The organism is Stenotrophomonas sp. CASM114 (assembly GCF_049384325.1).
Lineage (GTDB): Bacteria > Pseudomonadota > Gammaproteobacteria > Xanthomonadales > Xanthomonadaceae > Stenotrophomonas > Stenotrophomonas muris.
In genome coordinates, this window is record NZ_JBMRGJ010000004.1 from 145654 (window position 1) to 161240 (window position 15587).

Below are 15587 nucleotides of genomic sequence, written 5' to 3' on the forward strand. Positions count from 1 at the left end.
CGATCCCGGTGCTCAACCGTTGTCGCGCAGGAACCGCGCCATCGACGAAACGCCCGGCACGCGCGGTTCGAACTCTCCAGCGACGTCGATGAAGCCGCGCATCACCGCGATCTCGCGCGGGCTGCGGTTGAGGCTGTCGCGCACTTCCGGATCGGCACCGGCGCGCAACAGGCGCTGCACCAGCAGCGGCAGTCCATGCAGGGCGGCCAGATGCAGCGGGCCGAAGCCGCGCGGATCGCGCACGTCCAGGCTGACGTCCTCGTCCAGCAGGCGCTCTACCGCCGCCATCACCACCTGCTCGTCGCAGGCGGTACCCGGCTCGGCGCGTGCGCCCAGCAGCAGCAGCAGCGGCGTGACCGAACCGGCGGCGGCCTGGTCCGGCTCGGCGCCCGCCAACAGCAGGGTGTCGAGCAGGGCCAGCAGGCGCGAGCGGTCGCGGGCACTGAAACCGTACAGCGCGGCACAGTGCAGCGGGCCCAGCTGCTGCGCGTCACCGGCATGCACGTCGGCACCGGCAGTGAGCAGGCGCGCGACGATGTCCGGCAGGCCCAGCGCCGAGGCCAGCATCAGCACGGTCACCCCGCCCGGCAGGCGGTGTTCCAGCTTGGCGCCGGCATCGAGCAGGGCCGAAACGATGTCGACCTGGCGCATGCTGACCGCCGCCGACAGCGGCGTCGCACCGCTTGCAGCGGCGTGCTGCGGATCGGCACCGCGCGCCAGCAGCAGGTCGGTCACGGCCAGGTGGCCACCACCGGCCGCACGCAGCAGCGCGGTGCAGCCCTGTGCGTCGACCGCGTCGACGGCAAATCCCAGATCGATCAGGCGGCGCACGGCGTCCACATCACCGTCCATCGCAGCGGCCGGCAGATCGGCCTCGCGCAGGGTACGGCGCGGCAGCGGCCACACCCGCCAGTCCAGCCAATCGGCCAGGTCACGGCGACCGATCGACAGCGCCACGCCCAGTGGCGTCTGACCGTCGGCGGCACGTGCTTCCGGCGAGGCACCGTGCTGCACCAGCAGCTTCAGCGCGCCTTCGCGGGCCAGGGCGGTGGCCAGATGCAGTGCGGTCATGCCATGGCTGTCGCGCGCTTCGCGATCGACACCGGCCTTGAGCAGGGCCTGCTGCAGGCGCAGCCAGCCCAGGCGTACCGCCAGCGACAGCGGTGGGTCACCGGCCGGCGAAGCGGCGAACGGATCGGCGCCACGCTCCAGCAGTTCCAGAGCTAGTTGTTCCAGGCCGCGGGCGGCCTGGTCGTGCTGTGCGCAGGCGGCCAGGAAGCGTGCCAGCCCACCGCGCCCGGCCGGCGACAGGCCGCGCTGCAGCATGACCTGCAGCGCCGGCACCGCGTCGATGCCGCGCGACAGCAGCGCGAACATCGGCGTATCGGCGCAGGCGTCGCGCACATAGGGATCGGCACCGTGGGCCAGCAGCCAATCGACCGCGCGCGGCTCCAGGGCCAGCTCCGGATCGAGCAGCAGGCCGCCCAGTTCTTCCGGCTGGCACAGCCTGGCCAGCGCGGCCATGCCATCGGTGTTGCCGAAGCCCAGCGCTTCGCGCAGCAGGGTCAGCGGCGGACGGTCCGGCAACAGGCCGCTGGCGCTGGCCGCTTCACCGCGCTCGGCCAGGCCATCACTGACGGCTGCCGGCAGCGGATAGGACGGGTCCAGCAGGGCCACGATCGCCCAGCGGCCCGCTTCGGCCGCATAGTCCACCGCGCGGCGGCCAACCGGGTCGGTGGCGTCGGCGGCGATGCCCAGTTCCACCAGGCGCTTGATCAGCAGCGGCGAGACATCCTCGGCCATCACTGCCAGCTGCACCGCATTGCGGCCTTCGCCGTCCACCGCGACCAGGTCCGGCTTGTGCGGCAGCAGGTGCTCGACCACGGCGGCACGGCCGGCACGGGCGGCTTCCAGCCACGGCGTGCGGCCCAGTGCATCGCGCGCTTCCAGGTTGGCGCCGGCGCCCAGCAGCACGCCGATGATCTCCACGTGGCCGGCCAGCGCTGCCTCGTGCAGCGCGCTGCGGCGCTGGCGATCACGCGCGTCGGCGCGTGCCTTGTGCTTGAGCAGCAGCTGCACGCCGGCCGGATCGTCGTCCTCGGTGGCGGCGGCGGCCAGCAGCACCGGGGTGCCATCGGCCGGTTCGCTGCGTGCACCGCGCTCGAGCAGGAAGCGGGCCAGGCGCCAGTTGCCGACCTGGCAGGCCACCGCCAGCGGCGACCAGCCCTCACGGTTCAGCGCATCGACTTCGGCGGCGGCATCGCGCAGCAGCGCGGCCACGCCCGGGTCGGAACTGCGTGCGGCATGGTGCAGCGGGGTGTTGCCATCGCTGTCGGTGGCACGCGAATCGGCACCGTTGGCGAGCAGGGTCATCACCGCTTCGGGGCGGCCATGCCAGCTGTCACGGGTGGCGGCCAGCAGCGGGGTCATGCCCCGGTGCGGCGCGTTCACATCTACGCCGCGGGCAATCAGCTCGCGCAGCAGGCGCAGGTCCGGCAGCACCGCCGCCAGCACCGCCAGGCTGCGCTGGTCACGCCAGTTCGGGTCCGGCAGCGCATACGGATCAGCACCGGCCTGCAGCAGCTGCAGGCCGCGGTCGACGCGGCCCTGGCGCGCGGCCTCATACAGGGCCGGTGTCAGTTCCTGCGGCGCCATCGCCTCCAGCGGCGCGGTTTCGGCCGCAGCAGGGAACATCGGTTCCTGTTCGCTGCTGGCAGCGGCGAACGGGCTGGGGCGCAGCGACACCAGCGGCGCGGGCGCGACCCGCTGCAGCAGCAGGTGCAGCGCCGGCGACAGCAGCACGACCGCCAGTGCGGCGGGCCAGCGTGCGCCGTCCGGCAACAGGCCCGGCCAGGCCGGCAGCACCACCAGTGCGGCCAAGGCGATCACCAGCGCGGCCACGCCAAGACCACGCCAGGCGGTCAGGTCGCGGCCGGCCAGCGCCTGCCAGTGCTGGGCCAGGCTGCCATCCAGGCGTTCGACATCGTTCCATAGCGGCCAGGTGCGCCAGGCCGCCAGCAGGCCGGCACTGACCAGCACGCTCAGGCCCAGCACCGCCGCCAGGCTGCCGCTGTCACGCAGGGCCGCCAGCGGCCAGGCCAGCAGCAGCGCCAGCAGCAATGGCGCGGCAGCCCACAGCGCCAGCAGTGCGGGCAGGTCCTGGCGTGCGACCACCTTCAGCGGCAGCAGCGCACGGCTGCGACGCCACCACGACACGCCCAGCGCGAACGCCGGCTGCGCCAGTGCGGCAAGGATGGCACCCGGCACACCGCCCACCGCGGCGCCCAACGCCAGCATGGCACCCACGGCGAAGGCGATCGACAGGGCACGCGGACGGGAGGTGTCAGTCATAGTGTCGCGGCATCAGGCTGGCCACCGACGGCGGTACCTGCAGGTAGAACCCGCGTTCGCTCATTTCGCTGCGGACCTTTTCAGGATCGGCCTGGGCCAGGCGGCGCTGGACATCCAGGGCCACCTCCAGGACGAAGGCGAGCGTCCCCAGCGAGGTGAGCAGCGGCGCGGGCAGCGCGCTGAAATCATCGCGTCGGGGAACGTAGACGTAGGTGTCCGGCTTGAGTTGGCTTTTATAGACGTAGGCGTGCATGTCCGCGGGACGATAACCCGGGAAGAGCCATGATTGTGTCGGAAAGCCGACACCGGGGAAAGCCGTCAGCCGACGATGGCGGCGCGATCGGCGGCGTTTCCCCTGCGAGGTTCAGCAATGTGGCGGCGACGTTCAGCCAACGCCGCCGCCACGCGGGCGCTTACTTGACCTTGGCGTAGGTACCCTTCAGCGCGACACCGGCGAGGATGGTGCCGGCGTAGCACTCGTAATTGGTGCTGCTCTTGAACTCGTTCTTCTTGTAGTAGCTGACGATGTCGACCACGGCGTTGGCGCCGCGCGACCTGGCGCCGTCCTGCAGCGCGCGCAGCGCCGACAGCGCGACCCAGCGGCAGGCCTCGGCATCGCTCTTGTTGGCGGCGTTGGTCTTCTTGTTGGTCACGTCTTCACCCAGGCGCTGCTGCACGCTGACCGGCTGGCCGGCCAGGTAGAAGCGCACGCTGCCGTCGATGCCGGCGTCCTTGGCAGCCTGCGAGCTGACCAGCTCCTGCAGGGACTGCTCGACGCGGGTATCGCGGGCAGAGGCGGTGGAGGTCAGGGCCAGCAGCGCGGTGGCAGTGGCGATCATGAGAGTGCGGCGCATCGAAACTTCTCCTTGTCAGGGGTGCGGGTGGATGGCGGAAACAGTGCGGTGGGGCGGTGGATCACTCGCTCCAGCGGCGGAACACCAGTGAGGTGTTGATGCCGCCGAAGGCGAAGTTGTTGCTCATCACGTACTCGGCCTGCAGTTCGCGGCCCTGCCCGGTGATGAAGTCGAGCTGGCCACAGCGCGGGTCGACCTCGGCCAGGTTCAGGGTCGGCGCGAACCAGCCGGCGCGCATCATCTGGATGCTCAGCCAGGCCTCGAACGCGCCACAGGCACCCAGCATGTGGCCGACATAGCTCTTCAGCGAGCTGATCGGCACGCGGTTGCCGAACACCTGCGCGGTCGCCTGGGTTTCGGCGATGTCACCGTGGTCGGTGGCGGTGCCGTGGGCGTTGACGTAGTCGATCTGCGCCGCGTCCAGGCCGGCATCCTCCAGCGCCAGGCGCATGGCCTGGGCCATGGTGTCGGCGCTGGGCTGGGTGACGTGCTGGCCATCGCTGTTGGTGCCGTAGCCGACCACCTCGGCAAGGATGGTGGCGCCGCGCGCCTGCGCGTGCTCCAGGTCTTCCAGGATCAGCGTGCAGGCGCCCTCGCCCAGCACCAGGCCATCACGGCCGGCATCGAACGGGCGCGGGGTGGTCTGCGGCGCATCGTTGCGAACGCTGGTGGCGAACAGGGTGTCGAACACCGCCGCTGCGGTGGCATCGAGCTGCTCGGCACCGCCGGCCACCATCACCGTCTGCTTGCCACTGCGGATCGCTTCATAGGCCGCACCCACGCCCTGGCTGCCGGAGGTGCAGGCACTGGAGGTGGTGTACACGCGCCCGGACAGGCCGAAGAACACGCCGATGTTGACCGGCGCGGTGTGGCTCATCATCTTCAGGTAGGTGGTGGCACTGATGCCATCGGTGGTGAACTCGTTGAGCATGCGCCCGAATTCACCGGTGGCCTCGTGGCTGCCCGAGGACGAGCCGTAGGCCACGCCGGTACGGCCGCTGCGCAGCACCGGATGCTCGTGCAGGCCGGCTTCACGCAGTGCCACCTCAGTGGCGCGCACCGACATGATCGCGACCTTGCCCATCGAGCGGGTGGTCTTGCGGTTGTAGTTCGGCGGCAGCTCGAAATCCTGCGCCGGCGCGGCCAGCTTGGTGTTCAGCCCGGCATAGACATCCCACTCGGGCATCGCACGCACCGCATTGCGGCAGCTGCGCAGGTGTGCCTCGATGGTCGGCCAGTCGTGGCCGAGCGGACTGATGGCGGCGGCACCGGTGACCACCACGCGACGATCGGCGGCCATCAGATCATGCCTCCGTTCACCGAGATCACCTGGCGGGTGATGTAGCCGGCCGGCTCGGACAGCAGGAACGCCACCGTGGCCGCCACTTCGTCGGGACGACCGACGCGGCCGGCGGGAATCAGCTTGAGCGCGTGTTCAACCACTTCATCGTTGAGCATTTCGGTCTCGATCAGGCCCGGGGCCACGCAGTTGACGGTGATCTGGCGGCTGGCCAGTTCCAGCGCCAGGGCCTTGGTGGCACCGATGATGCCGGCCTTGGCGGCGCTGTAATTGACCTGCCCGCGGTTGCCGGCCAGTCCGGACACCGACGACAGGGTGATGATGCGGCCAGGCTTGCGCCGGCGCACCATCGGCATGATCAGCGGATGCAGTACGTTGTAGAAACCGTCCAGGTTGGTGTGGATGACCTGGTCCCAATCCTCCGCTGACAGTGCCGGGAAGGCACCGTCACGGGCGATGCCGGCGTTGCAGACCACGCCGTAGTACGCGCCGTGCGCTTCGACATCGGCCTCCAGCACAGCGCGTGCGGCCTCGCGATCAGCCACGTCGAACATCAGTACGCGGGCCTGCTGGCCCAACGCGTGGATCTCGGCCATCACGGCCTGTGCCTCATCCAGGCGGCTGCGGCAATGCACCACCACGTCGAAGCCGTCACGCGCGATGCGCAGCGCGATGGCCCGGCCGATGCCCCGGCTGGCGCCGGTCACCAGCACGCTTCGATTCCCTGTCATGCCTGTCCACTCTCCAGATAGGCCATCGCATCGGCCGGTTCGAACACCGACACGTTGGCTGTCGCCCATTCGTCCTCGCCTGCCAGGATGCGGCAGGCGAACATCCCCAATCCATTGTCACCCAACAGCTCGCAGCGCGCCTGTACGCGCAGCCGCGATCCGCTGGGAAAGCTGCTGCGCGGGCTGCTGTAGCGGCGGCTGCCAAGCAGGAAGCCCAACTGCGGCGGCTTGCCCGTCGCACGCGCACGGCAACCGGCCCAGGCCGCGATGGCCTGCGCCATGTATTCGATGCCGACCCACGCCGGCACCTGGCCCTCCTCGACGAACAGGCCCGCGTCGGGCACCACCAGTTCGGCCTCGATGGTGTCCTGGTCCCAGTGCGTGATGCGCTCCAGCAGGCACATGTCCTGGCGGTGCGGCACCACCTCTTCGATCGCGTACAGCGTGTTCATCGACGCTCCAGCGCCAGCACGGCATTGCTGCCGCCGAAGGCGAACGAATTGCTCAGCACACGCCGCGGTGCCTGTGCCAGGCGGGTGGCCGGTGCGACCAGCGGCAGTGCCGGCAGCGCGGGGTCTGCCACGCCGTCCCACCAGTGCGGTGGCAGCTGCTGCTGCGGGTTCCCGGCCAGCACGATCCAGCACAGTGCAGCTTCGATCGCGCCTGAAGCACCCAGCGTATGGCCGGTCAGCGGCTTGGTCGAACTGGCCGGCACCTGGTTGCCCAGCACCTGCGACACCGCCAGGCTTTCCATCGCATCGTTGTGGCCGGTGGCGGTGCCATGCAGGTTCACGTAGTCCACTTCATCGGCCGCCCAGCCGGCGCGCTGCAGCGCCTGCTGCAGGGCATCGATGGCACCCAGGCCCTGCGGATCGGGGGCGGACATATGGTGCGCGTCGGCCGATTCGCCCCAGCCGGCCAGGCATACCGGGCCGGGTTCGCGGGTGAGCAGGAACAGCGCGGCACCCTCGCCGATGTTGATGCCGGCACGGTGCTGCGAGAATGGATTGCAGCGCAGGGCCGACACCGATTCCAGCGCGCTGAAGCCGGCCACGGTGAAGCGGCACAGCGAGTCCGCGCCACCTGCGATCACGGCGTCGACGATACCGGCCCGCAGCATGCGTGCAGCCGACATCAGTGCCTTGGCACTGGACGAGCAGGCGGTGGACAGGGTCCACGCCGGCCCCTGAGCGCCGCTGCGCTGGCGCACGAACTGCGCGGCAGTACCCATTTCCTGCTGGGCGTAATCGAACCCGGGCGGCCATTGGCCCTGGTCGGCATGGGTGCGCAGGGCCTGCTCGGATTCACCGATGCCCGAGGTACTGGTGCCCAGCACGACCGCCACGCGTTCGGCGCCGTGGCGGGCGATCGCGGCGGCCACCGCCGGTGCGATCTGCGCCAGTGCCACGTCCAGCAGGGCGTTGTTGCGCCCGCGCAGGGCGGCCGGCAGTTCTTCCAGCGTCGGCAGCGGTGTACGCACCTGCCCCAGCGCCAGGGTTTGCCCCGGCAGCAGGGTATCGTTGTCGCTGAGCCCGCCCGGCACGCCGGCGAACATCGCCGAAGCCACCGCGTCGCGGCCATCGCCGAGCGCGCAGACCACGCCCAGATCGTTCAGGTAGATCGGTGCACTCATCGATCCGGCCCGGCCATGTCGATCGATTCGATGCGCAGCGCATAGCCTTCGGCCCGGTTGTCCAGCTGCACGCTGCCATCGTCCAGGCGCTGCAGCTGCAGCCACACCGTGCCGTCGCGCGACAGGCTGCGCTGATGGCCATCGTCACGGACCTGCCAGCCGGCTGGCAGCGCGGCCGCGATGGCTGCGGTCGGCCACAGCGCGAACTGCAGGTCATCCAGCACGCGCTCGGCGCGCACCTGCGGCGGCAGCCACGGCGCGCGCTGCTGGGTCAGCTGCCGGCCGTCCCACTGCAGGCGCACGCCGGTCTGGCCCATCGCCTGCACCGCCAGCTGCACCTGCTGCGCATCGGCTTCCAGCAGTGCATCCAGGTCGCGCTCATGCGTGCCGAACCGGAAATGCAACTGCTGCTGCAACGCCAGCGGCGCCGGCAGGCTGGCCGGCGACAGGCGCAGCGGCGGCAGTTCCACCAACGGCTTCGGCATGCGGCCGGCGCAGGCCACCAGCAGCAGGCTCAGCAGCAGTGCTGTCGCAGGGGCGATCAGGCGCCGCACAGCTGCTCCAGCACGCGCATGCGGCGGCCACTGTCATCGGCCACGTACGGGTTGTTGGTGTCCCAGGCGTAACCGGCCAGGATGGAGCTGATCATGTCGCGCACTTCGGGCTGCTGCTGCGGGTGGTAGATGATCTTCTGGAAACCGCCTTCGTACCAGCTTTCGACAAAGCGGCGGAAGGTCTTCACGCCCGCCCGCAGCGGGACCGAGAACTCCGCTTCCCAGTCCACGGCTTCGCCGGCATAGCGGCGCGCCAGGCATGCACTGGCCAGCTGCGCGGACTTGAAGGCGATGGTCACGCCGGACGAGAACACCGGGTCGAGGAACTCGCCGGCATTGCCCAGCAGGGCATAGCCCGGCCCCCACAACGAACTGACATTGGCCGAGTAGCCGGTGATGCGGCGCACCGGCAGCACCGCCCATTCGGCATTGGCCAGCAGCCGGGTCAGGTTCGGGTCCTCGCCGACGATGGCCTGCAGTTTCTGCAGGTCGTCGCCCTCGTAGCGCTCGAAGAACGACGGTTCGGCGACCACGCCCAGCGAGCAGCAGCCGTTGGAGAACGGGATTGTCCAGTACCAGACGTCGACGTGCTCGGGATGGGTGGTGATCAGGATCTTGTTGCGGTCGAAGTCCGCTTCGGCCGGAATGTTGTCGCGCACGTGGCAGAAGATCGCCCCGCGCACCGGGAAGTTGGACGGCGATTCCAGCTGCAGCAGGCGCGGCAGCAGGCGTGCGAAGCCCGAGGCGTCGAGGATGAAATCGGCCTCGATGCGGTACTCGCTGCCGTCCGGGCGGCGCACCGTCACCGCCGGCTGCTCGCCGGCTTCGACCGACAGCACTTCATCACCGAAACGCAGCGTGGCCCCCATGCGCTCGGCACCGCGCGCCAGCACGTTGTCGAAGTCGGCGCGCTGCACCTGGTAGGTGGTGCCCCAGCCCGGCGAGAACTTCTTCCTGAAGTCGAATGCGGTACGCGCTTCGCCGTGCACGAAGGCCGCGCCGTTCTTGTGCTGGAAGCCGGCTTCGACCACGTCCTGCAGCAGGCCGGCGGCCTCGATGTACTCCATGCTCTGCGGCAGCAGGCTTTCGCCGATGGAGAAGCGCGGGAACTGCTGGCGCTCCAGCATCAGCACCTGGCGGCCCTGCTGGCGCAGCATCGCCGCAGCCACGGAGCCGGCCGGGCCGGCACCGATGATCAGGATTTCAGTACGTTCGACAGCATCCACAGCAGTATTCATCGGTGCGTCCTTGTTGCTCGATCAAGTGGAAAGAAGGAAGTCGGAAGCAGGCTCAGGCCCGCGGCAGATCATGCGGCGGCGGCCGGAACAGCGGCGAGATCAGCCAGACCAGGCCGATGCCGAACAGCAGGGTCAGGCCGAACGCGCGCAGCGCCGGGGTCTGCGACAGTCCCAGCAGGCCGAACGACAGCCAGGTGCTGGCCGCGCCCACGCACACCGCCAGCCAGGCACTGGCATCGCCGCGGTGCTCGATCAGGAAGATGCCGTAGTCGATGCCCATGCCCAGCAGCAGCATCAGTGCCAGCACGTTGAACAGCTGCAGTGGCTGGCCGAACAGGCCCAGCAGGCCCAGGGTCAACGCACCGGCAATCAGGGTCGGCGCGAACACGCGCCAGGCCTGGCGGCGGTAGCGCAGCCACAGCGCGCCGAACACCAGCACGATGCCGACCAGCAGCAGCCCCCCCATCAGTTTGCGGTAGTGGCCCAGCAGCTGCGAGAAGTCGGCGGTGCGGTCCACCCAGCGCACGCCGGGCAGGCCTTCGGCCGCCCCGCGCAGGGTCGCCAGCGCATCGGCGCGCGACAGGTCATCGACCATCACCACGCTGATCATCTGCCCACCGACCTCACCCACCCACAGGTGGCGGAACGGCTGCGACGCCGGCGAGGCCAGGAACGCCTCCGCGGTCAGCGGCGTGGTGGCGAAGTCGGGGCGCGGCAAGGGTTCTCCGACCGCATCGGACACGGCCTGCAGCACGCCCGGTTCCACCTTGGCGGTCAGCGCCGCATCGGCCTGCTGGCGTGCCGGCGACGGCAGCCAGTCACTGATCGCGCGGTAACCGCCGATGCGCTTGTCGTTGGCCAGTACACGCAGGCGTTCGGTCAGTGCTTCTTCGCGCTGCAGCAGCTGTGCAGCGTCACTGCCCTGCACCAGATAGAACTGCGCCGGGCTGGGCATGCCCAGCAGCTGGCTCAGGCGGATCTGCTGGGCCATCAGTGCCGGCGGTGAGGACTGCAGGCTGCGCAGGTCGTCATTGCTGTGCAGGCGGGCGATGCCGATGGCAGACAGCGCCAGCGTGATCACCACGAACACCGTCACCGGCCGGCGGCCATGCAACCGCGGGAAGCGCTCCAGCGTGTTGCCCAGCCACTGCGAGAAACGGGTCTGGCGGATCTCGCCGCCATCCAGCCACGGGAACCAGAAGATCACCGTGAGGAAGGCGGCGGCCAGACCGACCACCGAGAACAGCGCCATCTGGCGCAGGCCCGGGAAAGGGGCCAGGCCCAGAGCCAGGTAGGCCAGCGCGCTGGTCAGCAAGGCCAGCCACAGGCCCGGCAACAGGTGCCGCAGCAGCTTCCAGCGGCGATCGGCCGGCTCGGCCTGGCGCGAGGCAAACCAGTGGATGCCGTAATCCTCGGCCACGCCCACCAGCGACGCACCGAACACCAGGGTGAGCACGTGCACCTTGCCGAACACCAGCACGGTCACCGCCAGCGCCACGCCACAACCGATCAGCAACGACGCGGCGACCAGCAGGATCGGCCGCAGCGAACGGAACGCCAGCCACACCAGCAGCAGCACCGCGGCCAGCGAGCCCCAGCCGATCGTGTTGATCTCCTGGTTGGCCTGCACCGCGGCCGCCTCGGCGTGCAGCGGCACGCCGGCATGCAGGATTTCCAGCTCCGGCGCTGCCGCCCTGGCAGCCCGCCCGGCACGTTCCAGCAGGCCGTCGAGATGACGCTCACCGTCGAGCTGGAACGCCGAACCCGGTGTATCGAACTGCAGCACGGCCCAGTGCCTGCCCTCGGCTTCGAGCAGGCCGTCATCGCCCAGCCGCAACCCCGAACCCTGCGCCTGCTGCTGCCACCATTGCGGCCACAACGACAACGGGTCTTGCCGCCAGTCGGTCAGGCGCGGAGCGCCCATCGGGCCGTACAGCGCGGCCAACGCCTGCTCGGCCAACGCGCCCGGTTCGCTGCCCTGCAGCTGCTCGCGCTGGGCCGGCGTCAGCAGGCGGTCGCGGTACGGCGCGTAGAACGCGCGCGCCTCATCGAACCAGCCTTCGATCGAACCACTGGGCACCAGCAGGGCTCGGTCAGTGTCCTTGGCCATGGCCGCGGCAAAGGCCGCCTGCGCACGCTTGGCGGCAGCGCCGTCCCTGCTGCCCAGCAGCACCACCACCTGCCGCGAGCTGCCGTCGGCGATGCGCCGGGTGACGTCGCTCAACAGGCGGTCATGCGCATCCTGCGGCAGCAGCGCGAGGATGTCGGTGTCGATCCGCGATTGCTGGCTCCACAGGTGCCACTGCTGCGCGCCCAGTACCAGCAGCAGCAACAGCCAGGCGATGCCCAGCCAGTGCCACCAGCGCCGCAGCCGCTCCGGTGCGTTCGATGCGACGGCCTCACTCAAAGCGGCGTGCCTCGTCGGCGGTGAGGGTGGCCGGCGCCTCGCTCAATGCACTGAACTGGATCTGCGTGCGGTCCTTGTTGGCCTCGACGATCTCGACCTGGCGCACGTAGCGGTCACCCTGCAGGGTCAGCGACTGGAACGCCTTGGCCAGCATCGCCGACTTCGGCGTCAGCCGCAGCCGCCAGCCCTGCCCTTCACGGCTGGCCGCCACGTTGAACTGGCTGGACAGCGCCTGCACGTCGCCACTCATCAGCGCGAACATGATCGCGTTCACCGAACGCATCGCCGGCTGCTGCCGTGCATCGAGCTCGACACGGGTGCTGCCATCGCGCTGGCGGCTCAGGATGCGGTCGGCGGTGACCACCACTTCGGAAGGGAACGGCTTGAGCGTGGTCCAGATCACGCCGTGCTGGCGCGCGACCACGAACTGGCCCTGCGAGCGCAGCGGGTTCCTGAAGCCGCTGACCTGCTTTTCCTGGCTGAACTGGCCACGCAGCACGTCCGGCCGCGCCACCGCCTGGGTGATCGCATCGATGGCGGGGTCGGCCGCCTGCACCTGCGGTGCGGCAACGAAGATCAGCGCGCACAGCAGCACGCTCGAAAGACGGACAAGGGGGTTCACGGCGCAGGCACTCCCAGGCGCTCCCACAGTACCGGCGGGCACTGGTACAGCATTTCCTTGCTGGCCGCGTCCACCGCGACCTGGATGGTCATCGCGCGGGTCAGCACCTGGCCGCTCTGCGCATCGAGGATTTCATACTCGATCTTCAGCCGGTTCTCCCATTCCACGATGCGCGCGACCACGCGCAGCGCCTGGTTGAACAGCAGCGGGCGCACGTACTTCACCCGCGCATCGACCACCGGCCACAGGTAGCCCGATTCGAGCATCTGCGGGTAGTCGTAGTCGTAGCGCCCGAGCAGCGCGCAGCGCGCGATCTCGAAGTACTTGAAATAGTTGCCATGCCAGACCACGTTCATCGGATCGCAGTCATGGAAGGCAGGGGTCAACGCAATTTCGCCAACCCGTTCGATGGCCTCATTCACCGGCATACAGCTCCCAACGTTGCGCGCGGATCTCCACCAGCAGTTCCCGCAGTTCGCGATCCAGCGCGCGGTCTTCTTCAACCAGGGCGATGCGCTGCCCCAGGTCGGCGTACATGTCGGCCAGACTGCCATGCAGCTGCGCGTTCAGGCCAACCCGTTCGCGCAGCGCCAGGCCCTGGCGGGCGGCGATCAGCATCGCGGCCACCACCTGTTCAGTCAGCTCGATCACGCGCAGGCAGTCGCGCGCGGCGATGGTGCCCATGCTGACCTTGTCCTGGTTGTGGCACTCGGTGGAACGCGAGAACACGCTGGCCGGCATGGTCTGCTTCAGCGCTTCGGCAGTCCAGGCCGACACGCTGATCTGCAGCGCCTTCAGGCCATGGTTGATGGCCGCGCGCGGGCCGGTGGCCGCCGACAGGTTGGCCGGCAGGCCATGGTTGTAGCGGGCATCCACCACCAGCGCCAGCTGCCGGTCGAGCAGGTCGGCAACGTTGGCCACGGTGTTTTTCAGGGTGTCCATCGCCAGTGCGATGTGGCCGCCGTAGAAGTGGCCGCCATGCAGGATGCGCTCGCCGTCGGCGTCGATCAGCGGGTTGTCGTTGGCACTGTTCAGTTCGGTTTCGATCAGCTGGCGCAGGAACGGCAGGCTGTCTTCCAGCACGCCGATGACGTGCGGCGCGCAGCGCAGCGAATAGCGGTCCTGCAGGCGCTGTTCGTTGCGCGGCGGGCGTTCGCTGTGCAGGTCGCTGCGCAGGCGCGCAGCGATGCGGCCCTGGCCCGGGTGCGGCTTGGCGGCGAACAGGGTTTCGTCGAAGTGGTGCGCGTTGCCGTCGCTGGCCAGCACGTTGAACGCGGTCAGGCGCGTGGCCATGCGCGCCAGGTAATCGGCGCGCTGCCAGGCCAGGCAGGCCAGGCCGGTCATCACCGCGGTGCCGTTCATGATCGCCAGGCCTTCCTTCGGCCGCAGCTTCAGCGGGGTCATGCCGATCTTCGCCAGCACTTCGGCCGCCGGCTGCACGCGGCCGTCATGCAGCACCTCGCGCTCGCCGCACAGCACCGCCGCCACGTACGACAGCGGGGTCAGGTCGCCGCTGGCACCGACCGAGCCTTCGGCCGGGATCATCGGCAGCACGTCGTGCTGCAGCAGCGTGGCCAGGCCTTCCAGCAGCGGCACGCTGACGCCGGACATGCCGCGCACCAGCGACGCCAGGCGCGCGGCCAGCACCGCGCGGGTCTCGACCGGGTCCAGGTAACGGCCCAGGCCGCAGCCGTGGTAGGTGTACAGGTGGTGCGGCAGTTCCGCCACCAGCGCCGGCGGGATGTTCACCGTGCACGAGTCGCCGTAGCCGGTGGTCACGCCGTAGATCACGCCGTCCTCGCGCAGCAGGCGGTCGAGGAAGTCGGCACCGCGCTGGATGTGCGCGCGGAACGCCGGCGCGTCGCTCAGTGCGGCCTCGCACTGGCGCTGGGCCAGGGCAACCACGTCTTCGATGGTCAACGGTGCGTCGCCAAAGCGGCACACGGGTACGGCGTCAGTCGTCATGCGGAGCCTGATCCCAGAAGGGGAAGAAATTGAACCAGTCCAACGGGGACTGGATGACCTGGAGTTCCAGCCAGCGCGCGAAGCGCTGTGCCTGTTCGGCCAGCGCGGCGTCGCGCGAGCCACGCGGCAGCACGATGCGTTCGGCGAACTGTTCGAATGCCACCCGATAGCCGTCGCCCTCGTGCAGGCAGGCCATGGTGTAGACCGGGCAGCCCAGCGCCGCGGCGAGCACATAGGCGCCGATCGGGAACGGCGCGCGGTGGCCCAGGAAATCGGCAGTGACGCTGCGGCCACCCTGTACCGGCGTGCGGTCGCCGACGATGGCAACGAAGCCCCCCGCCGCCACGCGCTCGGCCAGCATCACCGCGGTGGCCGGCCCCATTTCGGTCACCTGCACCAGTTCCACCGCCGCCAGCGGGTCCAGCCGCTGCAGCAGGCGGTTGAAGCGCTGCGCATGCGCGGTGTGCACCAGCACGGTGATGCGGAACCCCGGCACCTGTTCGGCCAGCACCTGGCACAGCTCCAGGCAGCCGATGTGCGCGGTGAGGATCAGCCCGCCCTCGCGGCGCGCGATCTTCTGCAGTACCAGGTCACGATGCAGGTGGATGCGTTCGGCCGGGTAGCGCCCGCCCAGGCCGAGGATCTTGTCCAGCATCGTATCGGCGAAGGCGAAGAAGTGGCGCAGGCTGTCACGCCGTGTCGGCGCGCGGCCGAGCACGCCGCTGTGCGCCTGCAGCCGCTGCAGGTACTGCATCGAAGCCTGGCGCCCTATACGGTTGCCCAGCCAATGGCAGGCCACCACCGGCCACACGCACAGGCGGAACGGCCAGCGCCCGAACCAGCGGTGCACCCAGCACAGGAACAGCACGCCGGCCACCGACGTCGATTCGCCGATGTCGGCCCAGTGCGGGGCACCCTGCGCGGCCGCCATC

14 protein-coding genes are annotated in these 15587 nt (G+C 69.8%); all 14 read right to left on the minus strand.

Annotation, left to right across the window (positions count from 1 at the left end; translation table 11 throughout):
• Positions 1–12: 12 nt before the first annotated feature.
• On the minus strand, positions 13–3351 hold the full coding sequence (locus VG566_RS06670) for an ankyrin repeat domain-containing protein (protein ID WP_241884659.1): 3339 nt from the start codon (positions 3349–3351) through the stop codon (positions 13–15).
• Positions 3344–3604: a YcgL domain-containing protein gene (locus VG566_RS06675; RefSeq protein WP_032960603.1), complete on the minus strand. Its 261-nt coding sequence runs from the start codon at positions 3602–3604 to the stop codon at positions 3344–3346. The genes VG566_RS06670 and VG566_RS06675 overlap by 8 nt, the downstream gene beginning before the upstream one ends.
• Positions 3605–3764: 160 nt before the next feature.
• A complete protein-coding gene (locus VG566_RS06680; RefSeq protein WP_032960605.1) occupies positions 3765–4205 on the minus strand; it encodes a hypothetical protein in 441 nt (146 codons plus the stop codon).
• 61 nt (positions 4206–4266) lie between these two features.
• Positions 4267–5505 carry a beta-ketoacyl-ACP synthase gene (locus tag VG566_RS06685; protein ID WP_014648835.1) on the minus strand — a complete coding sequence of 413 codons (1239 nt, stop codon included), beginning with the start codon at positions 5503–5505 and terminating at the stop codon, positions 4267–4269.
• On the minus strand, positions 5505–6236 hold the full coding sequence (locus tag VG566_RS06690; protein WP_032960607.1) for a 3-ketoacyl-ACP reductase FabG2: 732 nt from the start codon (positions 6234–6236) through the stop codon (positions 5505–5507). Before VG566_RS06690 ends, VG566_RS06685 begins: the two co-directional genes overlap by 1 nt.
• Positions 6233–6688: a hypothetical protein gene (locus VG566_RS06695; RefSeq protein ID WP_069117654.1), complete on the minus strand. Its 456-nt coding sequence runs from the start codon at positions 6686–6688 to the stop codon at positions 6233–6235. Before VG566_RS06695 ends, VG566_RS06690 begins: the two co-directional genes overlap by 4 nt.
• Entirely contained in the window at positions 6685–7869 is a 1185-nt protein-coding gene (locus VG566_RS06700) for a beta-ketoacyl-[acyl-carrier-protein] synthase family protein (RefSeq protein ID WP_241884660.1), read from the minus strand. Before VG566_RS06700 ends, VG566_RS06695 begins: the two co-directional genes overlap by 4 nt.
• Positions 7866–8423: a DUF3261 domain-containing protein gene (locus tag VG566_RS06705; RefSeq protein ID WP_014648839.1), complete on the minus strand. Its 558-nt coding sequence runs from the start codon at positions 8421–8423 to the stop codon at positions 7866–7868. The genes VG566_RS06700 and VG566_RS06705 overlap by 4 nt, the downstream gene beginning before the upstream one ends.
• On the minus strand, positions 8411–9661 hold the full coding sequence (locus VG566_RS06710; protein WP_014648840.1) for an NAD(P)/FAD-dependent oxidoreductase: 1251 nt from the start codon (positions 9659–9661) through the stop codon (positions 8411–8413). Before VG566_RS06710 ends, VG566_RS06705 begins: the two co-directional genes overlap by 13 nt.
• A 52-nt stretch (positions 9662–9713) precedes the next feature.
• Positions 9714–12068: an MMPL family transporter gene (locus VG566_RS06715; protein ID WP_032960614.1), complete on the minus strand. Its 2355-nt coding sequence runs from the start codon at positions 12066–12068 to the stop codon at positions 9714–9716.
• The gene (locus VG566_RS06720) at positions 12061–12690 is read right to left on the minus strand and encodes a LolA family protein (RefSeq protein ID WP_032960616.1); all 630 of its coding nucleotides are present in this window, start codon (positions 12688–12690) and stop codon (positions 12061–12063) included. Before VG566_RS06720 ends, VG566_RS06715 begins: the two co-directional genes overlap by 8 nt.
• Complete coding sequence (locus VG566_RS06725; protein ID WP_032960618.1) at positions 12687–13118, minus strand: acyl-CoA thioesterase; 432 nt, start codon at positions 13116–13118, stop codon at positions 12687–12689. Before VG566_RS06725 ends, VG566_RS06720 begins: the two co-directional genes overlap by 4 nt.
• Positions 13105–14655: an HAL/PAL/TAL family ammonia-lyase gene (locus VG566_RS06730; RefSeq protein ID WP_032960620.1), complete on the minus strand. Its 1551-nt coding sequence runs from the start codon at positions 14653–14655 to the stop codon at positions 13105–13107. The genes VG566_RS06725 and VG566_RS06730 overlap by 14 nt, the downstream gene beginning before the upstream one ends.
• Positions 14645–15586, minus strand: coding sequence for an acyltransferase (locus tag VG566_RS06735; protein ID WP_014648845.1), 942 nt, complete (start codon positions 15584–15586; stop codon positions 14645–14647). Before VG566_RS06735 ends, VG566_RS06730 begins: the two co-directional genes overlap by 11 nt.
• Position 15587: the final 1 nt, after the last annotated feature.